The organism is Pseudomonas mosselii (assembly GCF_003205295.1).
Lineage (GTDB): Bacteria > Pseudomonadota > Gammaproteobacteria > Pseudomonadales > Pseudomonadaceae > Aquipseudomonas > Aquipseudomonas mosselii_B.
Genome location: NZ_QJRP01000046.1, coordinates 1 through 23,530, shown reverse-complemented (window position 1 = coordinate 23,530; position 23,530 = coordinate 1). Strand labels below are relative to the sequence as shown.

General features: G+C 62.7%; 19 protein-coding genes and 1 tRNA gene. 6 read left to right on the top strand and 14 right to left on the bottom strand.

Annotated elements, in window-relative coordinates:
* Position 1 precedes the first annotated feature (1 nt).
* Genes DMX06_RS24135 through DMX06_RS24095 form a run of 9 tightly spaced genes read right to left on the bottom strand, consistent with a single transcriptional unit; the run spans position 2 to position 11,593 of the window.
* The gene (locus tag DMX06_RS24135; RefSeq protein WP_110739684.1) at positions 2 to 1,396 is read right to left on the bottom strand and encodes an alginate O-acetyltransferase AlgX-related protein; all 1,395 of its coding nucleotides are present in this window, start codon (positions 1,394 to 1,396) and stop codon (positions 2 to 4) included.
* 30 nt (positions 1,397 to 1,426) lie between these two features.
* The gene (locus DMX06_RS24130; RefSeq protein ID WP_110739683.1) at positions 1,427 to 2,056 is read right to left on the bottom strand and encodes an alginate O-acetyltransferase AlgF; all 630 of its coding nucleotides are present in this window, start codon (positions 2,054 to 2,056) and stop codon (positions 1,427 to 1,429) included.
* Between the two features lie 18 nt (positions 2,057 to 2,074).
* Positions 2,075 to 3,169: an alginate O-acetyltransferase gene (locus tag DMX06_RS24125; protein ID WP_110739682.1), complete on the bottom strand. Its 1,095-nt coding sequence runs from the start codon at positions 3,167 to 3,169 to the stop codon at positions 2,075 to 2,077.
* 9 nt (positions 3,170 to 3,178) lie between these two features.
* The gene (locus tag DMX06_RS24120) at positions 3,179 to 4,606 is read right to left on the bottom strand and encodes an MBOAT family O-acyltransferase (RefSeq protein WP_110739681.1); all 1,428 of its coding nucleotides are present in this window, start codon (positions 4,604 to 4,606) and stop codon (positions 3,179 to 3,181) included.
* A 12-nt stretch (positions 4,607 to 4,618) separates the two neighbouring features.
* Entirely contained in the window at positions 4,619 to 6,064 is a 1,446-nt protein-coding gene (locus DMX06_RS24115; protein ID WP_110739680.1) for an alginate export family protein, read from the bottom strand.
* The gene (locus DMX06_RS24110) at positions 6,061 to 7,509 is read right to left on the bottom strand and encodes an SEL1-like repeat protein (protein WP_110739679.1); all 1,449 of its coding nucleotides are present in this window, start codon (positions 7,507 to 7,509) and stop codon (positions 6,061 to 6,063) included. Before DMX06_RS24110 ends, DMX06_RS24115 begins: the two co-directional genes overlap by 4 nt.
* 9 nt (positions 7,510 to 7,518) lie before the next feature.
* Positions 7,519 to 8,682, bottom strand: coding sequence for a PilZ domain-containing protein (locus DMX06_RS24105; RefSeq protein WP_110739678.1), 1,164 nt, complete (start codon positions 8,680 to 8,682; stop codon positions 7,519 to 7,521).
* A 16-nt stretch (positions 8,683 to 8,698) separates the two neighbouring features.
* Positions 8,699 to 10,231 (bottom strand): glycosyltransferase, encoded by a 1,533-nt coding sequence (locus tag DMX06_RS24100; RefSeq protein ID WP_110739677.1) that lies wholly within the window; start codon positions 10,229 to 10,231, stop codon positions 8,699 to 8,701.
* 54 nt (positions 10,232 to 10,285) lie between these two features.
* A complete protein-coding gene (locus tag DMX06_RS24095) occupies positions 10,286 to 11,593 on the bottom strand; it encodes a nucleotide sugar dehydrogenase (RefSeq protein ID WP_110739676.1) in 1,308 nt (435 codons plus the stop codon).
* A gap of 568 nt (positions 11,594 to 12,161) precedes the next feature.
* Here DMX06_RS24095 and DMX06_RS24090 point away from each other — a divergent pair.
* The 6 genes from DMX06_RS24090 (at position 12,162) to DMX06_RS24065 (ending at position 16,020) form a co-directional block, all read left to right on the top strand.
* On the top strand, positions 12,162 to 12,551 hold the full coding sequence (locus tag DMX06_RS24090; RefSeq protein ID WP_110739675.1) for a helix-turn-helix domain-containing protein: 390 nt from the start codon (positions 12,162 to 12,164) through the stop codon (positions 12,549 to 12,551).
* A gap of 63 nt (positions 12,552 to 12,614) precedes the next feature.
* The gene (gene gacA, locus DMX06_RS24085; RefSeq protein WP_028692526.1) at positions 12,615 to 13,253 is read left to right on the top strand and encodes a response regulator transcription factor GacA; all 639 of its coding nucleotides are present in this window, start codon (positions 12,615 to 12,617) and stop codon (positions 13,251 to 13,253) included.
* A gap of 11 nt (positions 13,254 to 13,264) precedes the next feature.
* On the top strand, positions 13,265 to 15,088 hold the full coding sequence (uvrC, locus tag DMX06_RS24080; protein ID WP_050704747.1) for an excinuclease ABC subunit UvrC: 1,824 nt from the start codon (positions 13,265 to 13,267) through the stop codon (positions 15,086 to 15,088).
* A 33-nt stretch (positions 15,089 to 15,121) separates the two neighbouring features.
* Positions 15,122 to 15,682, top strand: coding sequence for a CDP-diacylglycerol--glycerol-3-phosphate 3-phosphatidyltransferase (gene pgsA, locus DMX06_RS24075; protein WP_028692524.1), 561 nt, complete (start codon positions 15,122 to 15,124; stop codon positions 15,680 to 15,682).
* Between the two features lie 64 nt (positions 15,683 to 15,746).
* Positions 15,747 to 15,822 (top strand) — tRNA-Gly (locus DMX06_RS24070).
* A gap of 90 nt (positions 15,823 to 15,912) precedes the next feature.
* Entirely contained in the window at positions 15,913 to 16,020 is a 108-nt protein-coding gene (locus DMX06_RS24065) for an Arm DNA-binding domain-containing protein (protein ID WP_110739694.1), read from the top strand.
* 135 nt (positions 16,021 to 16,155) lie between these two features.
* Here the strand turns inward: DMX06_RS24065 and DMX06_RS24060 are convergent, their stop codons facing one another.
* From DMX06_RS24060 to DMX06_RS24040, 5 genes are all read right to left on the bottom strand, one after another.
* Positions 16,156 to 16,413, bottom strand: a complete 258-nt coding sequence (locus DMX06_RS24060) for a PAAR domain-containing protein (RefSeq protein ID WP_110739674.1) — start codon at positions 16,411 to 16,413, stop codon at positions 16,156 to 16,158.
* On the bottom strand, positions 16,410 to 17,303 hold the full coding sequence (locus DMX06_RS24055; RefSeq protein ID WP_110739673.1) for a DUF6708 domain-containing protein: 894 nt from the start codon (positions 17,301 to 17,303) through the stop codon (positions 16,410 to 16,412). Before DMX06_RS24055 ends, DMX06_RS24060 begins: the two co-directional genes overlap by 4 nt.
* 2 nt (positions 17,304 to 17,305) lie before the next feature.
* Positions 17,306 to 20,296, bottom strand: a complete 2,991-nt coding sequence (locus DMX06_RS24050; RefSeq protein WP_110739672.1) for a T6SS effector BTH_I2691 family protein — start codon at positions 20,294 to 20,296, stop codon at positions 17,306 to 17,308.
* Positions 20,293 to 21,186, bottom strand: a complete 894-nt coding sequence (locus tag DMX06_RS24045; protein ID WP_110739671.1) for a hypothetical protein — start codon at positions 21,184 to 21,186, stop codon at positions 20,293 to 20,295. Before DMX06_RS24045 ends, DMX06_RS24050 begins: the two co-directional genes overlap by 4 nt.
* A 2-nt stretch (positions 21,187 to 21,188) precedes the next feature.
* Positions 21,189 to 23,530 (bottom strand): T6SS effector BTH_I2691 family protein (locus DMX06_RS24040; protein ID WP_110739670.1); only part of this gene is annotated, 2,342 nt, incomplete at its 5' end.

The following is a 23,530-nucleotide window of genomic DNA, read 5'->3' as shown; positions in this document are numbered from 1 at the left end:
TTCACAGGCACAGTCGGGTCTCCACATCGGTGGCGGCGGTGCCGGCCTTGGTTGGTTCGAGGAACACCGAGAGCAGGTTGGCGCCAGCGAACTCGGGGGCCTTGCTCAGTTCCAGGTAGTACTGGCCGCCGCTTACGGCCGCCTCGCGGCGGAACCACACCTTGTCGCGGGCGCCGTTGTCGTAATAGACGATGATGTAGAAGTCCTTGACGTTCCTGTCGCTCAGGCGGATATCGAGAAAGCCCTTGGACACGGCCTGCCGGGCGCTGCCGGCATTGCTCAGCAGTTCGATGCGCTCGCCGACCTTGAGTGGCGGACGCTGCAGTTTCGTGCCAAGGATTTCCCTGGATGCCTTGCAGCCGCCGCGTATCGCCGGCACCAGCTGGCGATACATCAACGGTGAATCCAGGCGGTAGTTGGCCGGCAGTTCCCAGACGATCAGCTTGGGCGGCGCCTCGGGCTTGTAGTCGGCGGACAGCAGGTACTCCAGCAGCGAACCGTCCTCGCCCACGCCGGGCAGGGCGTAGTTGAGGACATCCGCCTCCAGGTACTGCTTCAGGTAGCCGTCGAAGTTGAACTGCTTGCTCTCGTCCTCGCGGGCCGCCGCGTTGCTGTCGCCGACCAGGATCACCTCGGGGTCGGGCGCTTCGTCGAACAGGGCGTCGCTGCTGTCGGCCACCGGCACGGTCTGGTAACCGCGCACGTACTGGAAACCGTAGTTGTTGCCGCAGATGTAGCTCAGGGCCAGGTTCAGGGTGCCATCCTTGGGCACCATCACGCCGGGCTCGGTGCTGTAGCGCTTCCTGGTCAGGTCTTCGTAGAACGGCTGGCGGCGGATCTCCTCGGCCATGAGCCTGGCCGTTGCCTCGGCGCCGGCCGGGGTCCAGTGGTGGTCGCGGCGGAAGAAGTATTCACCCTGGGGCGGCTGGCGCACCAGCTGCATCATCGGTGCCACCACCGCGCCGGCCTGGCGCAGCTGCCCCAGGTAGCTGTCGAGGTTGCGGCTGGCGCGCTCGTAGTCGAACCCGTGCAGTTGCCCGGCGTAGAGCTTGTCGCGGTGCATCAGGCCACGGGTCGGCTGGATCGCCATGGCCACCTGGATGCCCTGGCGGTGGAACGCGTCCATCAGCCGGGCGAACTCCGGGCGCATGGGCGCGGGAATGCCGAAGTCGTTGGTCAGGTCGACCATCGAGCGGAACAGCCAGCGCTCCTTGCCGGGGACGATCTGGCGCATCAGCTTCATGCGCCCTTCGGCATAGTGCTGCGGTTCGGCCAGGGCCGGGCAGACCATGCACTGCAGGTTCTCGCAGCCGGGCCGGGCGGGCTCGGCGGCCTTTGCCTGCGCGCCGAGCAGGGCCAGGGAGGCCGCGAGGCCGAGGGGGAGGAGGGTGTTCATGGGCCAGTCATCCTTGCGTGCGGCATGGCGTCACTCGGTCGGGTCGATGCTGTTGGCCAGGCTCAGGCTGCGGTTGCCTGGCAGCAGCACATAGCTGTAGGAGCGGCCCTTCTTGAGGAACAGTTCGTCGAAGCTGGCGACCTCCTGGCCACCGACGTAGGCGGCGAAGTCGATCTTGATCTCGTTGACCATGCGCGCGCCGGTCTGGCCGCTGGCCAGGGCCTTGACCACCTCATGCTTGCCGTCGGCGGTGCGCAGCGTGGCCTGGGTCGGGGTCAGGTTGTAGAAGGCCACCTGGGCCTTCTTCGGCTCGTTGACGTACTGGTCGGCGATCAACTGCAGTTGCTTGCCGTCGTAGACCACGGTGCTGGCGGCGTTGGCCGCCAGGGTCGGTTCGATGGCCTTGGCGCCGATACCGATCTTGTGCACGCCGGCCGGCACGAAGCGGTAACCGCTGAGCTGGCCTGGGGCGACCTTCTGCGGGTTGAGCTTGCCGCTGAGGGCCACATCGATGTTGCTGTCGGACAGATTGAGTACGCGTACGAACGCCGAGTCGGCCGGGGCCACGGCGTCGTACAGGTCGGCGTTACCTTCGGCGGCCAGGGCAGTGTGGCTGGCGGCGGCCAGGGTCAGGGCGGTGAACAGGGGCGAAAGCTTCATCAGGTTCTCCTAGGGACGTCAGAAATGCCCGGGCTGGGCGCTGCGGGCCAGCGCGCCGGGACGATGGGCCAACAGGGTGCGCAGGGGGAACTCCCAGACCACGGTGTCGATCTGCGGGTTCTGCAACTGGTCGCCGGCAAGGAACTGGTCCATCGCCTCGAACGGCCCGCGGGCCTCCACGGCGATGGACAACAGGTCGCGGTTGAGCGCTTCCTTGAGGAACCCGACGAAGTTCCAGTCGTCGATCTTGCTGTAGCTGGTGCCCACCAGCAGCAGGCTTTGCGTCTGCTCGGCGAACAGCGCGTCGCTGTCCTGTTCGGCCTGGAGGGTCTCGTACAGCTCGATCGGGTTGGGGCCGAACTGCGGCGCCAGGCGGGCGTGGTCGAACTGCAGGTAGTTCATCAGGTCGCCCTTGACCGTCTTGTCGCCGGCCTTGCGCGAAACGTACACCTGGTCGCCGAGCAACTGCGGGCGCTGGCGTGCCAGTTCATAGGCCGACAGGCGCGCGCCGTCGGGGCTCCAGTGGGTGTCGGACTTGAGGAACAGCCGTGGGCCGACCAGGTTGCGCAGGTAGGCTTCGCGCAACGGCACCACATCCAGCCGGCGTAGCTGCAGGTCGGCGACGAAGCGGTCGTAGAGGCTGTGCACTCGCGGGTCAAAGGCGCGCTCGGCGTGGCTGGCGTAGATATCCAGCTTCATCGGCAGCGGCAGCAGCACCAGGTGCTTGCCGTGCTCGGCCAGTTGCCTTTGGACCTTGACGATCTGCTCCAGTTGGCTAGCCAGACTGGCGTCCAGGTCGTTGGGCACGCGGTATTCCTGGTTGGTGTAGAGCCAGCCGTCCTTGCCCAGCACCACGCCCTTGGTGCCCTCGCCGAACAGCTGGAACTGGGCATCGGCCCACAGTTGCTGCGAGGGCTCGCGCAGGAACAGGCGCTTGTCGTAGACCTGTTCGAACTTGCGCAGCAGCTTGCCGTCGACGAACAGGTTCCAGCTGTCGGTCTGGGCGCGGGCAAAGCTCAGCACCGGCGGCAGCGAATAGACGAACATCGCCGCCAGCGCCAGGGCGAAGACCACACCGTTGGCCTTGCCGGCCGAATTCATCACCGGGTACATGGCACTCTCCTAGAACTGGAAATACAGGAACGGCGAGAACGAACTGGCCGCCAGGCTGCTCAGCGCCAACAGGAAGCCGCCCCACAGCAGCAGGCTGTGCAGCACGCCCACGTGACGCATGAAGTAGCCTTCCTTGTTGCCGGCGTAGAAGCGCACGTTGTTGATCCCGGCCAGGATCAGCCAGGCGATTGCCACCAGGGCAAAGGCCATGGCCATCTTCGAGGCGCCGAGCACGTAGAGCTCCAGCGAACCGAAACCGTTGAAGCCCAGCAGCGCCTGGTAGATCTGCAGGCTGTGGCGCAGGTCCATGGTGAAGAACAGCGGCATGCTCAGGATGATCAGCAGCGCGGTACGCAGGTTGTGGCCCAGGTGGTAGGGCGTGGTGACCTTGGTCGCCAGGTTGAACCTGCGCTCCAGCACCATGCCGATGCCGAAGAACAGCCCCCAGCAGATGAAGGCGAAACTGGCCCCGTGCCACAGGCCCGACAGCAGCATGGTCCACACCAGCGCCGGCAGGGCGCCGGCCACGCGCTTGCGCACCAGCGGCAGGTACACGTAGTCGCGCAGGAAATGCGCCAGGGTCATGTGCCAGCGCGACCAGAACTCGGTGATGCTCTGCGACACATAGGGCTGGTTGAAGTTTTCCGGGAAGCGAAAACCCATCATCAAGGCCAGGCCCAGGGCCATGTGGCTGTAGCCGGCGAAGTCGAAGTACAGCTGCAGGGTCGAGACCACCAGGCCGAACCAGGCATCGCTGAACTGCAGGGTGCCTTCGCCGACGAATAGCACGTTGATCGGCGCCAGGCGGTCGGCGATCAGCACCTTCATGATGAAACCGAGCATGAAGCGGCACACCCCCAGCGAAAACAGCTCCAGCGAATGCCTGCGCTGGCGCAGCTGCGGGGCGAGCTGGCTGTAGCGCAGGATCGGCCCCGCCACCAGGTGCGGGAACAGCGCGACGAAGGCGGCGAAGTCGATGAAGCTGCGGGTGGGCGTGGCGTCCTTGCGGTAGATGTCGACGATATAGCTCAGGGCATGGAACACGTAGAACGAGATGCCCAGCGGCAGGAAGATGTTCTCCAGGGTCCAGGTGTTGATGCCCAGCGGCGCCAGCAGCAGGGCCAGCACCTCGGCGCCGAAGTTGGCGTACTTGAAGTAGCCGAGCGTGGCCAGGTTGCCGGCCACGCCGAGCCACAGCAGGCGCAGGGCACGGCGTTTGTCGCCGGCGTCCAGGCGCGCCTTGATGAACAGGCCGAAGCCGTAGTTCCAGGCGGTGATGGCGACGAACAGCAGCAAAAAGTCCGGGCGCCACCAGGCGTAGAACACGTAGCTGGCGGCGACGATCACCAGCGAGCGCCACTGTGGCCGGGCCAGGTAGTAGATGGCCAGGAACAGCGGCAGGTAGAGGAACAGGAAGACGTTGGAGGCGAAGATCATGCTGGCCGGTCCTTAGTAGCTGATCACCACGCCGACACTCAGCTGGTAGTCGTCGCCGGTGTCCAGCGCGCTGCCTGCGTTGAGGTAGCTGGCGCTGATCAGGGTGTTGACGTCCAGGTGCTTGCCGTCGAGGGCTACCGGGAACATCTTCCAGTAGTAGTTGAGGTCGATCATCTGGCCGACGTTGTCGCCCTTGCCGTGCAGGCCGGCGTTCAGTTCGCTCTGGCGCCGGGCGCGGGCATCGGCGGCCATGCGGATCGGCAGGGCGCCGCCCTCGTCGCGCAGGTTGAGCTGGGTCACCCGCAGGTCCAGGGCGCTGCGCGCCGTGGGCCGGGTCTCCAGGGCGACGCCGTAGTAGCTCAGGTTGCGCAGGTCGAGGGCGACGAACGAACTGGTCAGGCGCGTGCTGTACGAGCCCTGGCGGGTGATGCGGTCGGACTGGATCGGGTTGAGCCGGAAGCCGTCGTTGTCGTCGTCCGGCTTGTCGGTCAGGCCGCCGCGCAGGGCCACGCGCGGGGTCCAGGGCAATGTCTCGAAACGCTTGCCGACTTCACCCAGCGCCGCCCAGCCGTGGCTGCCGTGGCCGGTGCTGGTGACGCCGTTGCCGGCGGTGTTGTCCATCGTGCCGTCCAGCGCCGCCAGTTCCAGGTGGTAGTCACTGGCCAGCGGCAGGTTGTCACCCTTGAAGAACAATCCGTAGCGCCAACCCTTGAAGTCGTAGCGGTCGTCGGCGTCGTGGCCGCTGCGGTCGTTCTCCTGCATCAGGCGTACGCCGACCTGGTTGTTCGGGCTCCAGCGATAGGCGTACTGGCCCATCAGGTACAGCGTGCGCGCTTCGCTGGCGGCCAGCGAATTGGCGTCGGTGTTGTAGTTGCGAAATTTCTGCCCGACCGCGACGAAGGCGTCGGAGAAGGTGTCCTGGTAGTTGAATCGCAGCGACTCCAGGCTGTCGTCCCACCAGATGCCGTAGTCGTCGTAGAAGCGCTGACGACCGAACGACAGCGAGAAGCGCGGGTCGTCGCCGATCAGGTTGCGCTTGACGTACAGCTCGCGCAGCTCGGCGTACCAGCCCTCGGGTTGCTCGCGCTCATTGTTGTTGGTCGACTCGTTGGCCAGGTTGCTCGACTGGCTGGAGTCGTAGTTCAGCCACAGGCGACCATAGACCATCCATTTGGCCCAGCGTTTTTCCGGTGAGTACCAGGCGAACGACGGCTCGTAGCGCAGGCTGTAGAAGCTTTCGCGGTCGCGGCCGACCTGGGAGTCCTGCGGCCCGTAGCCGGTCTGCACGGTGAGCTTGTTGAAGAACTCCGAGGTGATCAGCGGCTCGCTGCCGTCAACGGCCGCGACGCGCACAGGCGCGTTGCTGTCGGCCTCGGGGCCGGTGACTTCCTCGGCCGCCAGCACCGTCAGGGGCGCCAGGGCGAGTAGGGCGCCGAGCAGGGGTGGGTGGGCTTTCACAGGGTGGCCTCCTTCAACAGATCGTTGCGCGCGGCCAGGGCACGCTCGATGTCATCCTTGGGCAAGGTCTTGTCCAGCCGCTTGATCAGGCCGCGGGCGCGGGTCTCGCCCAGGTCGAGGGCGATGCGCGCATAGGTGTAGGCCTTGACCGGGTCGTGGCAGATGGCCCGGCCGCGCAGGTGCACGGTGGCTAAGCGGTACCAGGCTGCGGTCGAGCCCTGCTCGGCCTGACGCTGCCAGATGGCCAGGGCGCGTTCCTGGTCGGGCTGGTCGAGGCCGCCCTTGCTGTACAGGTCGCCCAGCAGCAGCTGCGCGTCGGGATAACGGGCGGTGATCAGCTCGTCGATCAGCGCCTGGGACTTTTGCGGATCCAGGGTCAGCCAGTTGTTGACCATGTAGAACGCCGCATCCAGCGCCTTGGCCCGGGTCGGGTCCTTGGCCCGCACCTGGGCGATCAGCGCCTGGGTCTGCTCGGCGTTGTGCTCGGTGGGGTTGGAGATCATGAAGTTGGCCTTGGACACCTGCGCCGGCAGGTAGCCACGGGCGACGGCGTTGTCCAGCCAGCGCTGGGCCTCGGCGATGCCGTCGGCGCGCAACTGGTCGTTGGCCTTGTCGCGGGCCAGTTGCTCGGGCGTCGGCTCGACCTTGGGGCCCATGGCGCGGCTCAGGCGCTGTTCGCGCTCGGCGTCCAGCTCGGCGCGGGTGGTGCCGTGGATGCTGTCCAGCAGCGCGCCGATGCGCTGCACGACCTCCACCGGCAGGCTGGCCATCTCCGGCTCCAGGCTGCGGGCGAAGGCGAGGAAGGCCGGGTCCTGGCGCTCGCCAAGGAAGCGGTAATAGCGCTCGATGCCGCGTGGGTCGATGCGCGCCGCCTGCTGGTACCAGCGCTCGGCTGCGGCGCTGTCGCCCTGGCGCTCGGCGACCACGGCGCGGTACAGCTCAGGGCGACAGTTGAGCAGGCAGCTCTGTTCGTACAGCGCCAGCAGTTCGGCGGCGCGCTCGCCGGGGAACAGCTGCGGATAGACCAGGAACACCTCCAGGCTGGTGCTGGTGCTGCGCGGATCACGGTCGTTGGGGTAGCGGGCCAGGGCCTGGCGCACCCAGGCTTCGTGACTGCGCTGCAGCCGCGGGGTGCGGTCGAGCAGGCGCGCCAGCGAGGCCAGCGCCGGGATCTGGCCGTGGCCGTCGGCGAAGGCCTCCTGGTACAGGCTCACGATGTCCTGGCGGTTGGCACTGTCGCTGTTGGCCAGCACATCGCCGAGCAGCTGCTTGGAGGCCAGGTCGCCACGCTCGGCGAGGGCGCGCAGGTCGCTCGTGACATCGGCGCTCGGGTCCTTGTACAGGGCGTAGCGGATCTGCTCCAGGCTCTGCCCGGCCCAGCTGCTGCCGGCCCAGGCCAGGCCGAGGCCGGCCAGCAACAGGCGCGGGGCGTTCTTGGCGATCATGACCGGCCCTCAGTTGCCGCTGCCGAACGGCAGGCCCAGGTACAGGTCGACCGCCACGGCCTTCTGGTAGGCCGCTGCCGGCAGCGGGCTGTCCGGCTGGATGGTCAGGGCCAGGTTGTGGTTCAGCTCGTCGGAGCGGGCGTCGACCACCTTGCCGCTGAAGTGCTGGTCGAGGCCGAACACCTGCATGTCCACCGAGCGCACGCGGCCGACATCGGCGAGCTTGTCGAACGGCACGTTGGCGCGCACGAACAAGCCCTCGTGCTTCGGCAGCAGGTGCATCATCGGCGCGGCCTTGTAGCCATAGCCGTCCAGCGGCGGCGACGGGTACCAGACCTGGCAGTCGCACGGGCTGTTGATCACCGTCTCGACGCTGGCGCGACCCAGCAGCGCCTGCAGGTCGCCCGGGGCGAGGTCGGCCAGCGCCTTCATGTCCGCCGGGCTGGTGAAGCTGGTGGCCAGCTGGGTGGAGATGTTCGCCAGCGGCTGGCCGGCCTGCACCTCGGTGGCGCCGGACGGCAGCAGGTACTTCACGTAGCCGTTGTCCGGCATGCTGATGACCTGGGCATTGCCGGCCACCGTGGCCTGCAGCGCCGGGATGCGGAAGAACAGCAGGTAGCCCTTGTAGCCGACGAAGCCCAGCGCGGCCAGGCCAGCGGCGGTGTACAGCAGGGTACCGGCCACGGCCTTGAGGCGCTCGCCCGGGGTGCGCGCGCTGGCCTGCTGGTGCTTGCGCGCCTTGATGTAGTTCTCGCGCTGCATCACGTTGAACAGGCCGTTGATATCGGCGACCTCGCCCGACAGGTAGGCGCTGATCAGGTAGCGCAGGATGTCGCGCTTCTGCGCGTCGAGGTCGACGAATTGCGCGCCGACCTCCTTGCCGCGCTGGGAGACGATGCGCACCTTGCCGTCGATCGACAGGTCCACCTGGTTCAGGCGCAGCTGGATCGAGGCGTCGTACAGCGCGCCGACAGTCAGCTGCGCCTCGTGCAGCAGGCCGATGCCGCCCAGCGAGATGTCGGCAAGGTCGGCCTCGAACGGCTCGCGGCCGGCGCCGGACAGGCGCACCCGGGCGTGCATGCGGGTGCGCACGTACTGACGCTCGTCGATGGCTTCGTGGACGATGTTGGCCGTGGTCTTGCCCGGGGCCGCCGGGGTATTCGAAGTACTCATGTGCAGGCGCCTTTCCTTAACGTTGCGAGAGTTCCAGGAGAACGGTGATGACCCCGAAGAAGATGGCGATCGAGGAGCACAGCATCGCCTTCGAGGACCAGCGGTTGAGGCTGGCGTCGAAGTCGACGCTGCCGGTGGCCAGGGTGGTCTTCTGCCGCGTCCAGCGTTGCTGGTCCATGTGGAACATCGCGTAGACCTTCATCAGCGAACCGACGATCTGGTTGTAATAGAGAACGAACGGGTACATCGGGCTGACCGGGTGCCCGGCGAACACGAACAGCACCGTCACCAGGCTGCGCGAGACCAGCACCCAGAACAGGTACACCAGCAGGTACTGGATGCCGAACACCAGGCCGGCGACCACCGAGCCGGTCAGGCCCATCAGGCAGGTCCACATCGACACCCGCTGGTCGAGCAGCACATAGAGGGTGAACAGCCCCAGGCGCGCGCGGCCGAGCAGGGCGGTGGCGCGAAAGTTCTGGCGCAGCGAGTTGCCATACCAGCGGAACATCAGCTGGCGGGTGGCCACCCAGAAGCTGTCGCTGGGCGGGTGCTCGACGGTCAGGGTGTGGCTGTCAGGCACATAGAAGGTGTCCCAGCCGGCGCGCATCAGGCTCAGCCAGCTCGACTTGTCGTCGCCGGTGAGGAACTGGAAGCGGCCCAGGCGCCAGTGCTCGAGAAAATCCGCCTCGACGTCGCGGATGAAGCCAGGGTCGGTCATCACCCCGGCGCGGAAGAACGACAGCCGCCCGGTGAGGGTCAGCACCCGGTGCGACAGGGCCATCGAGCACATGTTGATGTGCCGCTGGACAAAGCGCATCGAATGCCACTGGCGCATCCAGCGGCTGCCCTCGACCTCGCAGAACTCGTTGGTGGTCAGGCCGCCGACGTCGGGCAGCACGGCGAACAGCTTGACCGCCCGCTCGACGCAGCCGGGCAGCATCATGGTGTCGCCGTCGACCACGCCGACCACCGCGTCGTCCAGCGGCATCTGCCGCGACAGCGCGCGGAAGGCGTGGGCCAGGCCATCGCGCTTGCCGGTGCCGCGGGCGCGAACGATCACCAGGTCGATGTCGTCGCGGCCCCGCACCTCGTCGCGCATGATGTCCTTGATGAACTGCTCGTCGCCCCTCTCGACGATCGAGGCGATCACCGTGCACGGCACCTTCAGCCGCTGCACTTCCTGGAACACCGACTGATACACCTTGAAGGTGGTGTGGGTGGGGATGCGAAAGCTGGTGACCACCATGAACATGTGCGACGGCAAGGCCGCGTCACCCAGGCGCTCGACCTGGCGGCGCAGGCGCGGGAAGCGCCAGTGCAGGAAGTACATGCCGCGCAGGTAGTGGACGATGGCGTTGCCGTAGCGCCACATGCCCAGGGTGCCGATGATGAAGATGAACAGGTGGTGGTTCGGGTCCAGGTATTGTGGCGCGACCATCTGCGCGGCCAGGGCGATCAGCCCGGCGAGCAGCGCCCAGGCGCAGAAGCCGGCCGCCGCGCGCATGTACACCGGGGCCGCGAAAGGCCGCTGTTGCTGTCGTTCCATGGCGTTGTAGCTCCTTGGGTCGAGGCCCGCCGTGACGGCGGGCGGCGGCGTGCCTTACCAGCAGATGCCGTGGCGTTGGGCGTCGCTGCTGGTGGCCATGAAGCCGACCAGGTCGATCACCTGCTTGCCGTTGCCGACGTCCAGGGCCTGGACGAAGCGTTCGTCGTTGTTGCCCAGCACGATCACCTCGGCCTCGTCGATCACCTGTTGCAGGTCGCTGCGCAGCAGGGCACTGACGTGGGGAATCTGCTGCTCGATGTACTGGCGGTTGGCGCCGAACTGGCGGGCGTGGTCGACGTTGGCGTCGAAGATGCGCAGGTCGTAGCCCTTGCCGATCAGCTGCTCGGCCAGGGTCACCAGCGGGCTTTCGCGCAGGTCGTCGCTGTTGGCCTTGAAAGCCAGCCCGAGCAGGGCGATGCGACGCTTGCCGGCCCGGGTCACCAGGTCGAAGGCGTTGCGCACCTGGTTGCGGTTGCTGTCCATGATCGACGCCAGCAGCGGGTGCGCCACGTCCAGCTGGCTGGCGCGGTAGGTGAGGGCGCGCACGTCCTTGGGCAGGCACGAGCCGCCGAAGGCGAAGCCCGGGCGCAGGTAGTAGCGCGACAGGTTGAGCTTGTAGTCCTGGCAGACCACGTCCATCACTTCGCGGCCGTCGACCCCCGAGGCCTTGGCGATGTTGCCGATTTCGTTGGCGAAGCTGACCTTGGTGGCGTGCCAGACGTTGCAGGTGTACTTGATCAGCTCGGCGACCTCGATCGACTTGCGTATCACCGGAGCGTCGAGGCCTTCGTACAGCGCGGCGAGCAGGTCGCCCGAACGGCTGTCGAGCTCGCCGATCACGGTCATGGCCGGGAAGTCGTAGTCCTGGATCGCCGTGCTCTCGCGCAGGAACTCCGGGTTGACCGCCACGCCGAAATCACGACCGGCCTGCTTGCCCGAGGCCTGCTCCAGGATCGGGATGACCACGTTCTTCACCGTGCCCGGCAGCACCGTGCTGCGCACCACCACGGTATGGCGGCTGGCCTTGTCGCGCAGGGCCGCGCCGATCTCCCGGCACACCGCTTCCATGTACACCAGGTCGAGGTCGCCGTTGGCCTTGCTCGGCGTACCGACGCACAGCAGCGACAGCTCGGTGGCCAGGATCGCCGCCTGCACATCGGTGGTACCACGCAGACGGCCCTGGCGCACGCCGTCGAGCAGCAGCTGTTCCAGGCCCGGCTCGACGATGGGCGAGCGGCCCTGGTTGATCATGTCGATCTTCGCCTGGGCGACGTCCACCCCCAGTACCTGGTGTCCGCGTGCCGACAGGCAGCCGGCGCAGACCGCTCCCACATAGCCAAGTCCGAAGATACTGATGTTCATAGATCCCTCTCCCCAGGCGCGGCGCAAGGCCGGCCGAGATACTCAGTTCAGAAGTTTTGAAAATGCCAGACGCGCAGGATCAGGCCGCGCTAGATATATAGCGATGCAGGCTGTTTCTTGGTGGTCTTTTTACATCCTAAGGAGTTTTCTGATAGTTCGGCAAGCTTTGTTGGGTTGTTGATTGTGATAATTCAAAATGCCTTGTGAGAAAGTTAAAAATTCCTTTAAAAACAGATGCTTAAAGTTTGATAAAAGTTGGACGTCAAAAAATTGATATGCTTGTTTGTGCCGATAAAATGACGCCAAAATGACGCTTTTCGCCTCTTTTTCCGCCGTTTCAGTTGCGCCCCGATGTGCGATTTTTCACTGCCTTTTTTGGTTTTCCTGATACTTGCAAGTGCTGTTTTCGCCTGTCATCCGGACCTCCCGTGTCCCCCTGCCGTGCGGCCGTGGCGCAATGATGGCTTGCAAGGATTGGATCCAATTGGCATAGTGCCGGACGACTGCTCAGGCATTCACTCGGGTGCGGGATGCACCCTTCTTCCATTCATGCAAAGGAGGCAAGCAGATGAACGGATTCGGTCCGCGACTCAGAGAAGAGCGCGAACGCCTGGGGCTGACCCAGCGTATCTTTGGCGACATCGGTGGCGTCGAGCCCAACGCCCAGGGCAAATACGAGAGCGGCGAACGCACGCCGCGCATGGACTACCTCGCGGCGGTCGCCAGCAAGGGCGTCGATGCGCTCTATGTGCTGAGCGGCGTGCACACCCCCGCGCCGCTGGACAGCCTCACGTCCGACGAGAACCGTCTGCTCGACGCGTTCCGCCGCCTGCCCTCGGCCGACCAGGCCGCGGTCTGGCACCTGCTCAACCGCCTGGCGGGCGAGGAGGGCGGGGCACAAGTGCTGCGCATGCGTCGGCCTGACCGGCAGGCATATTTCCATGACGCTTTGCGCTAGGTTCGTTGTGAAAAATTTTGTTAAGGTGGCGGGATCCAATCGCCCCACTGACGAGGTGTCTGCTTGATTAGGGTCCTGGTGGTCGACGATCACGATCTGGTGCGTACCGGCATCACACGCATGCTGGCCGACATCGACGGGCTGCAGGTGGTGGGAGAGGCGGACTCTGGCGAGTCCGCCCTCAAGCTGGCCCGCGAGCTCAAGCCGGACGTGGTCCTGATGGACGTGAAGATGCCAGGGATCGGTGGTCTGGAAGCCACGCGCAAGCTGTTGCGCAGCCATCCGGACATCAAGGTGGTCGCGGTGACCGTGTGCGAGGAAGACCCGTTTCCCACCCGCCTGTTGCAGGCGGGTGCCGCGGGCTACCTCACCAAGGGCGCCGGGCTCGACGAAATGGTCCAGGCAATCCGCCTGGCCTTCGCCGGCCAGCGCTACATCAGCCCGCAGATTGCCCAGCAGCTGGCGCTCAAGTCGTTCCAGCCCCAGGGCTCGCCGTTCGATGCGCTGTCCGAGCGGGAAATCCAGATTGCGCTGATGATTGTCGGCTGCCAGAAGGTGCAGATCATCTCTGACAAGTTGTGTCTGTCCCCCAAGACCGTCAATACTTACCGTTATCGAATCTTCGAAAAACTCTCGGTCACCAGCGACGTCGAACTGACCTTGCTGGCTGTCCGCCACGGTATGGTCGACGCAAGTCTGTAAGCACACACCTCATGTCACAACCTTTTGATGCAAGCGCGTTCCTGGCGACCTGCAGCGGTCGCCCGGGCGTGTACCGGATGTTCGACGCCGAAGCCCGGCTGCTGTACGTGGGCAAGGCCAAGAACCTCAAGAAGCGCCTGGCCAGCTATTTCCGCAAGACCGGGCTGGCGCCGAAGACGGCTGCCCTGGTGGGGCGCATCGCCCAGGTCGAAACCACCATCACCGCCAACGAGACCGAGGCGCTGCTGCTCGAGCAGACGCTGATCAAGGAATGGCGACCGCCCTACAACATCCTGCTGCGCGACGATAAGTCCTACCCGTATGTATTCCTGTCCGACGGCGAATTCCCACGGCTGGGCATCCACCGCGGGGCGAAGAAGGCCAAGGGCCGCTATTTCGGCCCGTACCCCAGCGCCGGTGCCATCCGGGAGAGCCTGAGCCTGTTGCAGAAGGCGTTCTCGGTGCGCCAGTGCGAGGACAGCTACTACGCCAACCGCACCCGCCCGTGCCTGCAGTACCAGATCAAGCGCTGCAAGGGACCGTGCGTTGGGCTGGTCGCCGCCGAGGAATACGCCGAGGACGTGCGCCACTCGGTGATGTTCCTCGAAGGCCGCAGCCAGCAGCTGGGCAACGAGCTCAGCGCCGAGATGGAAAAGGCCGCCATGGCCCTGAACTTCGAGAAGGCCGCCGAGCTGCGCGACCAGATCGCCCTGCTGCGCCGGGTCCAGGACCAGCAGTACATGGAGGGCGGCTCCGGCGACGTCGACGTGGTGGCGGCCTTCGTCAACCCGGGCGGCGCCTGCGTGCACCTGATCAGCGTGCGTGGCGGCCGGGTGCTGGGCAGCAAGAACTTCTTCCCCCAGGTGGGCATCGAGGAGGAGGTGGCCGAGGTCATGGCCGCGTTCCTCTCCCAGTACTACCTGGGTAACGCCGAGCGCGAGCTGCCGGGCGAGCTGATCGTCAACGTGGTGCACGACGACTTCGCCGCCATCAGCGAGGCGCTGCAGACCCTGCGTGGCCGCGAAATCAGCATCAGCCACCGGGTGCGCGGCACCCGTGCGCGCTGGCAGCAGCTGGCGGTGACCAACGCCGAGCAGGCGCTCAACGCCCGCCTGGCCAACCGCCAGCACATGGCCGCGCGCTTCGAGGCGCTGGCACAGGTGCTCGACCTGGACGAGGTGCCGCAGCGCCTGGAGTGCTACGACATCAGTCACTCCAGCGGCGAGGCCACCGTGGCCAGCTGCGTGGTGTTCGGCCCCGAAGGCCCGCTCAAGTCCGACTACCGCCGCTTCAATATCGAGGGTGTTACCGCTGGCGACGACTACGCGGCCATGCATCAGGCCTTGCAGCGCCGCTATGGGCGGATCAAGGACGGCGAGGGCAAGCTACCTGACGTGCTGCTGGTGGACGGCGGCAAGGGCCAGCTGAACATGGCCCGCGACGTGATGCAGGAACTGGGTTTTGCTGACCTGACGCTGCTGGGCGTGGCCAAGGGCGTGACCCGCAAGGCCGGTTTCGAGACCCTGTACCTGAACGACGTGGCCCACGAGTTCACTCTCAAGGGCGATTCGCCGGCCTTGCACCTGATCCAGCAGATCCGCGACGAAGCCCACCGTTTTGCCATCACCGGCCACCGCGCCCGGCGCGGCAAGGCCCGGCGCACCTCGAGCCTGGAGGATGTCGCCGGGGTCGGACCCAAGCGCCGTCGCGACCTGCTGAAACATTTCGGCGGCCTGCAGGAGCTCAACCGCGCCAGTGTCGACGAGATCGCCAAAGCACCCGGCATCAGTAAAAAGCTTGCCGAGTCGATTTATGCCAGCCTGCATAGCGAGTAGAATGCCGGGTTCAACTCGCAGCCAGTCGTACCGATGAATATTCCAAACCTGCTCACCGTTCTACGCGTCCTGCTCATCCCGATCTTCATCCTGCTGTTCTATGTGCCCTATCACTGGAGCTACATGGCCGCCAGCACGGTGTTCGCCATCGCCGCCGCCACCGACTGGCTCGACGGCTACCTGGCGCGTCGGTTGCAGCAGAGCACCCCGTTCGGCGCCTTCCTCGACCCGGTGGCCGACAAGCTGATGGTCGCCGTGGCCCTGGTCCTGCTGGTGCAGGTGCACGCCAACTTCTGGCTGACGTTGCCGGCGGCGGTGATCATCGGCCGTGAGATCGTCGTCTCGGCGCTGCGCGAGTGGATGGCCGAGCTCGGCGCCCGCGCCCATGTGGCGGTGTCGAACCTGGGCAAGTGGAAGACCGCCGCGCAGATGCTGGCGCTGGTGATCCTGCTGGCCAACCCGCCGCTGCTGACCTTCTGGGTGGTGCTGGGCTATGGGCTGCTGCTGGTGGCGGCGGGCCTGACCCTGATCTCGATGGTGCACTACCTGCTGGCCGCCTGGCCGCACCTGCGCGAAGGTTCGGAGCAGAAGTAAAAGTTTTTTTGAATCAAGGGGTTGACGCCGTTCTGGAAATCGCTAGAATGGCACCCATCACGACGCGGGAATAGCTCAGTTGGTAGAGCACGACCTTGCCAAGGTCGGGGTCGCGAGTTCGAGTCTCGTTTCCCGCTCCAAATATAGATCTACAGAGTTTCATGGAATTCTTTAGATCATTGAAAATAGACGCTTAGGCGTCTTTTTTCGTTCCAGTCAAAGCCACTCCGATCGCATGCCTCGGTACCTACCCCGACGTCGGCCTGTGTCAGGCGCGCTCACTGCGCTATGAAGCGCGGCGGCTGATCGCCCAAGGCACCAACCCTTGCACGCATTGACGGCATCAGCGCCGCCCTGAAAAACAAAACGCCCGATGCGGTGCATCGGGCGTTTTAAGGCCTATCGGCCTACCTGAACAGGTGTAAATCTATTTCAGGGCTAGACATTGTCAAAGCCATCTGCCGGCTTTGCTGTCAATCAATCAGCCAACCCGGATCACCCTCGACTAAGGTTCCGCCATGGCTGGTGGTGTCTCCCTCCCTTGCCGCCGGTTGGTCCTCGATGATCGTGCTGCCAGCACCGGTTTCGATGACAGCGCCACAACTGATTCGGTCGCCGACGCGTGCTATTGCCCTGCCATCCACGAATGCTGCGCTTGCGCCTGTTTCTACGGTGCCTTCGCCATGGATAGGGCAACTATGACGATGGCCTACGAGTACGATGGGTTTCATTTGCGCTTTCCTTTTTTTAGTTGAACAGGGGCTTCGTCGAAAGCCTCTGGCGGAGGCGGTGCTGCCCGGACATTGAACAGGCGGCACACGGCGTACCAGCCGATGGCGAGGCCGAGGTTGTAGGGGAACAACACGGCCCAGAACGGCAGTTGCCAGTTTTTCTTGCCCTGCATTTCACCGGGCTCGCCGGTTCGCCAAGGGGCGTAGTGGCGCCAGGCTTCTGCCGGGGTCAGGCAGATGGCATGAAGCGGCCGGTGCCACCAGTTGGGGTCGCCGGGAGGAGGGAGTTTGGATGGGCCGTGGTTCATGAACTGGCGAAGGTATTCCCAGACTTCGGCGACGTGTTTGATGTCGGATTCAGTGGGTTCGTTGCTGTCGACCCATAAGCAATCTTTCTGGTGCAGGCTGCCATCCTCCCGAGGTGGGGCGAAGGCAAGTGCATAACTGGTGCTAAAGGATGAGCCTCCAAATTCGGTGCGTTTGAATACGCCCCCATGGGTCTTGTTCCAGTCAAAAGTGATAAGTTTTCTGCCGCGCTGGTAGTAAATTTTTTTGGTTGATCGGATGAAGTGGAAGTTTGAAAGTTTTTTTATGAAATAGACTCTATAGGCGAGGAAAGGTGTGAATATTAGTGGTGCAAAAATATACTGAATCACGGACTGGGTGCGTTCTAGTAGTATGAGTCTGTATTCGGGGTCTGCAATGTCGGGATAGAAAGAAAGAGCCAGGGCTAATGTCATGGCGGTGTATAGTTTTGCCATGAATACAGAGTCGGATACCCACGGGTTTCGCAAGGTTAATGTGTCTGTGGACAAATTTTCTAGCTGTCCATTAATTGCTGGTTTGTATCCAGGGTTTGAGTTTTTGTTGAATATCCATATGACTGCCATGATTAGCGCTCGAGACGAAAAATTGAATTAACCTTGTTGCCTTTACTCAAACCTTGGTTGGAAATATAGGCTAGATGCAGTGAGGCATGGTTTTGGCTGTTTATCGTATTTTTAAAGTTCAGAATTAAGCCGGCGCCTATAACGTAGCAAATAGCGGTAAGTGGAAAGACGACCATTTCTCCGTCTTCACGAAGACTGCTCAAGCTACCTGACCATTCGCTTATACCTACGATGAAACCCGGTAGGAATACTGTGAATTCCACGGTGGGTTGTGTAGTGGTGACTTCGTTATGGGTGATGGCAGTCCAGTTTGCTGGTGCCCAATATTTATTTTCATGCCAGCCACTGTCGACCCCGGTTATACCAAAGGATCGCGCTTCTTCTGCGGTTATTAACCTTGGTCCGTAATGCTCATCGTGCCAGGCTTTAAGTTCGTCTTGCAGAGACGGGAATGTAGGAAGTTTTTTTTCATGATCCAGAACGACTTCGGGATGCACCTCTCCATCGTTTTTACGATTGCCGAATATGCTCCTTGCTGCCCACAGTTTGATAGGAGTATGGAGGTGTTCATACGACTTGGCGTGAAGGTATAAGCCTCCAGCGATGATCACTGCTCCCAGGAGTACAAGCGCTGCTGCGCCCCACCCGGCAAAGGGTACAACTGATGTAACTCCCGCAATCGCGAGTCCGCCCTCCAGTACTAAAACGGAGCCTGCCGCGACAGCGCTTCCGCCATAAAGTGTCAAGTCAGATGCTTCAGTGTTGCCGTGTTGTTTTTGTCTTTTTGATTTTTGAAAGTCTGAAGTGAGTCCTAGAAAAATTGCAGGGTAACCGGATAAACGTGCAAACAGATTGCTCCCCAAGAACTTGATCACTCCGTTACCAAACGCCATCCCCGGCGCCGTTGCACTCAATCGCAGCATTACGGCTTGCTGCGTTTTTCTCACGCTGACCAATGTCGCCGCAGCCGCACCAATTACACCGAAAATCGACGCCGCAAACCCCAAGGTGTATTCCGGCGCATTGCTTTTCTGCAGGCTGTTGTAAGCCGTCTTCAGCGAGATCACGTTGAACCACAGCATCCCGGCGTTCAGACCACCGCCTCCGCCCGACGTAAGCAACCCGAGAAAGCTGGGTTTAACCCGCGCAGTGGTGGTCAACTCAACCGCCACCGTCCGATTGCCCGAAATACGCAGCTGCTTCATTTCCTCAACCTGCGCCATGCCGCTCTTCAAGTACCGCTCCACCTCCTGGCTGAACGGGTTTTCCCGGATGATCTGGTCGGTGATCTGGTAACGCGCCGCCAACAGCCCCAGCGCTTTCTCGGCATTGGCCTCACGCGCCGCCAGCAGTACTTGCTGACGCAGGGTATGGCTGGCGTCCCAGCGGGGCTGGCCACGCAGGCGTTTGAGCACCACGGCGTTGACGGACTGGGCAGTGAGATCGGTGATGTCGGCAATGGCCGGAAAACGCCCGGCCAGCCCTTCGATGACATTGTCGCTGCCACCCAGCACACTGCCGGCCGTATCGGCTTTGTCCTTGAAGGGGTTGAATGGCGCCAGGGCGGTGTAGAGCGGGCTGTCGTGCTGGTCCAGCCACTGTTCCAGGCGTTTGAAGCGCAGGTCTCGGTCTTCGGTGCCGGGTGTCGGCTGGCCCATCGGGTAAATCAGCAGGGCCAGGGTGATTTCCAGGCCACGGGCCGAGATGCGTTTGTTGCGGTCATAGCACGCCAGGGCGGCGGCCAGGCTGTAGGGGTCATCGATATGCGCAGCTTCGGCCGTGGCCAGCCACGCGTCGTGATCATGACTGGCTTGCAGGGCAAGGTTGCGCAGACCTGCAATGCGCTGCTCCAGCTCATCGCGTTCGGCGAGGAACTGCAGGTATTTGTCGGTATCGATGCGCAGCGCCAAGCGCGCACCGTTGGGGGAATAGTCCTCGTGAGTGAGGGCCCGATAACGTGCCTCGGCCGGGGGGAGAGGGCGTCCTGTGCGGGTGGACTGCAGTCTTATTTCGACCACTTCGGTAGCGGGCATATCCGCCGGGTACATAGTCTCCAGGGTTTTGTTCAGCAACAGGGCGACCAGGTTGCGATGGTGAAAATCGCGGCTCTGCTGACTGAGCCGTTCGGCATCCAGCTGATAGCACGCCGGTACGCCTGCCTGCTCGGAGCCTTGTGCAGGTTTGGTGTGTTCCAGCTGCTCGGCGGGCATCAGGTCGTGCAGTTGGTGCTGGTAGGCCGAGACTGACAGGCTCAGGTCCAGGGCCACGCCTTCAGCATCCGCCAGCGCCACCACCACCGGTACTTTCGGCTGGGTGCTGGGATAGTCCCGGGCAATGGCGTTGAGCCTGCCGACGGACAAGGTGGTTGTGGACGCGTGGCTGCTCCAGGTCAGGGACATACGCCGGCTTGCCGGTTTGTAGTCTTCGACCCAGTTTTGCAGCGCACTGAGCGGCAGCACATGGGGCTGGGTGGAGGGGGCTGGGTTGCCAGCAATCAGCTCGGCCATGTCCAGCTGGCGCATATGCCGCTTGCGCAGGGCTGCTGAAGCGCTGATGCGGGCAGTCGTGGCGTTGGTCCACAGGTGCGGGCTGTAGCCGATCCACACTTCCTTGGCGGTGTCCGGGCGGGTGTCGGCCCATACCCAGCCCATGCTCTGGCTGGACAGGTAACGTTCGCGCAAGTGGTAGCCTTCCAGCCCTTGATAGCGCAGCTCCTGGTAGCGTCCTTCGCCGTCGTACTCATGAATGACCAGCTTTTCGCCCTGAGGGCCTTTCATGAACACGTAGATGTAGCCTGGGCGCAGCGCGCGCAGGGTGTAGGACGAGTGCTGCAGCGGGGCGAAGCCTTGTTCCAGATTGAAGCCTGCGCCTGCGTAGCGACAGGCCGGGGCATCGCCCGTACGCGGCACGATGGCATAGCGCACCGGCAGGATGGGCACGCGTGGGCTACAGGCGGGGCCGGAGGTGGCGCTGTTGGCAGAAACGTCGGTCATTTACGCTGCCTTTTGGTTGAGCGTACTGGGGCTTCGTTGAAGGCCTCAGGCGGAGGCGGTGCTGCCCGGACATTGAAGAGTCGGCAGACGCCATACCAGCAGAGGGCGAGGCCGAAGTTGTAAGGGAACAACACGGCCCAGAACGGCAGTTGCCAGTTTTTCTTGCCCTGCATTTCTCCGGGCTCGCCGGTTCGCCAGGGGGCGTAGTGGCGCCAGGCTTCTGCCGGGGTCAGGCAGATGGCATGAAGCGGTCGGTACCACCAGTTGGGTTCGCCGGGAGGAGGGAGTTTGGCTGGGCCGTGGTTCATGAAGTGGCGAATGTATTCCCAGACTTCGGCGACGTGTTTGAAGCCCGGTTCGGTGGGCTCGTTGCTGTCGACCCAGAGGCAGTCTTTTTGGTGGAGGCTGCCGTCTTCTCTGTAGGGAGCAAAGGCAAGTGCATAGGAAGTGCTGAAGGATGCGCCACCATATTCAGTTCGCTTGAAAAAGCCACCGCCTGTAGTGTTCCACTCGAAAGTGAACAGCTTTCTTCCTCGCTGGTAGTATATTTTTTTGGTTGCGCGGTTGAAGTAAAATCCGGAGAAATTCTTTATGAAATAGATTCTATAAAGCAAGAAGGGGAAAAAAACGAAGGGTGTAAGTGTCATTATGGCTATGAAGGCAAGATTGAGGGTGTCGAGGTTTAATATTTTGATTGATAGAAGGCTTGGGTAAATGCCAGTCATTACTCCGATGATTAGTGCGGTATAGATTTTCCCCATAAATACGGAGTCTGTTACCCAAGGATTTCGCAGGCTTAATATATCTCCAGACAGGTTTGCTAACTGTCCAGTAATGGCTGGTTTGTATCCGGAATCCGAATTTATATTAAGTGCCCAAATGACTGACATTATTAGCGCTCGAGACGAAAAATTGAACTAACCTCATTTCCTTCATTCAAGCCTTGGTTGGAGCTATAGGCTAAATGCAGTGAGGCATGAGTTTGGTTGTTTATGGTGTTCTTGAAATTCAGAATTAAGCCGGCGCTTATAACGTAGCAAATAGCAGTAAGTGGAAAGACGACCATTTTTCCGTCTTCACGAAGGCTGCTCAAGCTAGCTGACCATTCGCTTGTGCCTACGATAAAGCCCGGTAGGAATACTGTGAATTCCACGGTCGGTTGTGGGGTGGTGACTTCGTTATGGGTGATAGCAGTCCAGTTTGCTGGCGCCCAATAATTATTTTCATGCCAACCAATGTCGACCCCGGTTATACCAAAGGATTGCGCCTCTTCTGCAGATATTAACCTTGGTCCGTAATGCACATCGTGCCAGGCTTTAAGTTCGTCTTGCAGATAAGGGAATGGAGGAAGTTGTTTTTCATGATCCAGTACGATTTCGGGATGCACTTCTCCATCATTTTTACGATTGCCGAAAATGCTCCGTGCTGCCCAAAATTCAATAGGGGAGTGCAGGTGCGCATGTGCTTGGGCGTGAAGGTATAAGCCTCCGGCAATAATCGCTATTCCTAGAAGCACTAGCCCAGCTGCGGCCCACCCGGCAAAGGGCACTACTGACGTAGCTCCCGCTACTGCGAGTCCTGCTTCAAGGGCGACCACAGAGCCCGCGGCCATGGTCAGTCCACCGCTAGCTGTATAGATAGCGGCAGTTAAATTACCGTTGTTGTACTGGCGATACGCCTTTAAACCGTCTGAGACTAAGCCAAAGCCAATTGCAGGGTAGCCTGCTAAACGAGCAAACAGATTACTCCCCAAAAACTTGATCACGCCGTTACCAAACGCCATCCCCGGCGCCGTCGAACTCAATCTCAGCATCACAGCTTTCTGCGTTGCGCGTACGCTAACCAATGTCGCCGCGGCCGCACCGATCACCCCGAAAATCGATGACGCAAACCCGGCGGTATATTCCGGCGCGTTGCTTTTCTGCAGGCTGTTGTAAGCCGTCTTCAGCGAGATCACGTTGAACCACAGCATTCCGGCGTTCAGACCACCGCCTCCGCCCGACGTAAGCAACCCGAGAAAGCTGGGTTTAACCCGCGCAGTGGTGGTCAACTCAACCGCCACCGTCCGATTGCCCGAAATACGCAGCTGCTTCATTTCCTCAACCTGCGCCATGCCGCTCTTCAAGTACCGCTCCACCTCCTGGCTGAACGGGTTTTCCCGGATGGCCTGGTCGGTGATCTGGTAACGCGCCGCCAACAGCCCCAGCGCTTTCTCGGCATTGGCCTCACGCGCCGCCAGCAGTACTTGCTGACGCAGGGTGTGGCTGGCATCCCAGCGGGTGTGACCACGCAGGCGTTTGAGCACCACGGCGTTGACAGACTGGGCAGTGAGATCGGTGATGTCGGCAATGGCCGGAAAACGCCCGGCCAGCCCTTCGATGACATTGTCGCTGCCACCCAGCACACTGCCGGCCGCATCGGCTTTGTCTTTGAAGGGGTTGAACGGCGCCAGGGCGGTGTAGAGCGGGCTGTCGTGCTGGTCCAGCCACTGTTCCAGGCGTTTGAAGCGCAGGTCTCGGTCTTCGGTACCGGGTGTCGGCTGGCCCATCGGGTAAATCAGCAGGGCCAGGGCGATTTCCAGGCCACGGGCCGAGATGCGTTCGTTGCGGTCATAGCACGCCAGTGCGGCGGCCAGGCTGTAGGGGTCATCGATATGCGCAGCTTCGGCCGTGGCCAGCCACGCGTCGTGATCATGACTGGCTTGCAGGGCAAGGTTGCGCAGGCCTGCAATGCGCTGTTCCAGCTCATCACGTTCGGCGAGGAACTGCAGGTATTTGTCGGTATCGATGCGCAGCGCCAAGCGCGCACCGTTCGGGGAATAGTCCTCGTGAGTGAGGGCCCGATAACGTGCCTCGGCCGGGGGGAGCGGGCGTCCGGTGCGGGTGGACTGCAGCCTTATCTCGACCACTTCGGTAGCGGGCATATCCGCTGGATACATCGTCTCCAGGGTTTTGTTCAGCAACAGGGCGACCAGGTTGCGATGGTGAAAATCACGGCTCTGCTGGCTGAGCCGTTCGGCATCGAGCTGGTAGCACGCCGGTACGCCTGCCTGCTCGGAGCCTTGCGCGGGCTTGGTGTGTTCCAGCTGTTCGGCGGGCATCAGGTCATGCAGTTGGTGCTGGTAGGCCGAGACCGACAGGCTCAGGTCCAGGGCCACGCCTTCAGCATCAGCCAGCGCCACCACCACCGGTATTTTCGGCTGGGTGCTGGGATAGTCCCGGGCAATGGCGTTGA

Excerpts from the sequence above, each read along its gene's own strand:
- DMX06_RS24060 (WP_110739674.1), bottom strand. The coding sequence starts at position 16,413 with ATGAAACCCATCGTACTCGTAGGCCATCGTCATAGTTGCCCTATCCAT.
- DMX06_RS24105 (WP_110739678.1), bottom strand. The coding sequence starts at position 8,682 with ATGAGTACTTCGAATACCCCGGCGGCCCCGGGCAAGACCACGGCCAAC.
- DMX06_RS24045 (WP_110739671.1), bottom strand. The coding sequence starts at position 21,186 with ATGTCAGTCATTTGGGCACTTAATATAAATTCGGATTCCGGATACAAA.
- DMX06_RS24130 (WP_110739683.1), bottom strand. The coding sequence starts at position 2,056 with ATGAAGCTTTCGCCCCTGTTCACCGCCCTGACCCTGGCCGCCGCCAGC.
- DMX06_RS24050 (WP_110739672.1), bottom strand. The coding sequence starts at position 20,296 with ATGACCGACGTTTCTGCCAACAGCGCCACCTCCGGCCCCGCCTGTAGC.
- DMX06_RS24100 (WP_110739677.1), bottom strand. The coding sequence starts at position 10,231 with ATGGAACGACAGCAACAGCGGCCTTTCGCGGCCCCGGTGTACATGCGC.
- pgsA (WP_028692524.1), top strand. The coding sequence starts at position 15,122 with ATGAATATTCCAAACCTGCTCACCGTTCTACGCGTCCTGCTCATCCCG.
- DMX06_RS24135 (WP_110739684.1), bottom strand. The coding sequence starts at position 1,396 with ATGAACACCCTCCTCCCCCTCGGCCTCGCGGCCTCCCTGGCCCTGCTC.
- DMX06_RS24125 (WP_110739682.1), bottom strand. The coding sequence starts at position 3,169 with ATGTACCCGGTGATGAATTCGGCCGGCAAGGCCAACGGTGTGGTCTTC.
- uvrC (WP_050704747.1), top strand. The coding sequence starts at position 13,265 with ATGTCACAACCTTTTGATGCAAGCGCGTTCCTGGCGACCTGCAGCGGT.
- DMX06_RS24120 (WP_110739681.1), bottom strand. The coding sequence starts at position 4,606 with ATGATCTTCGCCTCCAACGTCTTCCTGTTCCTCTACCTGCCGCTGTTC.
- DMX06_RS24095 (WP_110739676.1), bottom strand. The coding sequence starts at position 11,593 with ATGAACATCAGTATCTTCGGACTTGGCTATGTGGGAGCGGTCTGCGCC.
- DMX06_RS24055 (WP_110739673.1), bottom strand. The coding sequence starts at position 17,303 with ATGGCAGTCATATGGATATTCAACAAAAACTCAAACCCTGGATACAAA.
- DMX06_RS24090 (WP_110739675.1), top strand. The coding sequence starts at position 12,162 with ATGAACGGATTCGGTCCGCGACTCAGAGAAGAGCGCGAACGCCTGGGG.
- DMX06_RS24110 (WP_110739679.1), bottom strand. The coding sequence starts at position 7,509 with ATGATCGCCAAGAACGCCCCGCGCCTGTTGCTGGCCGGCCTCGGCCTG.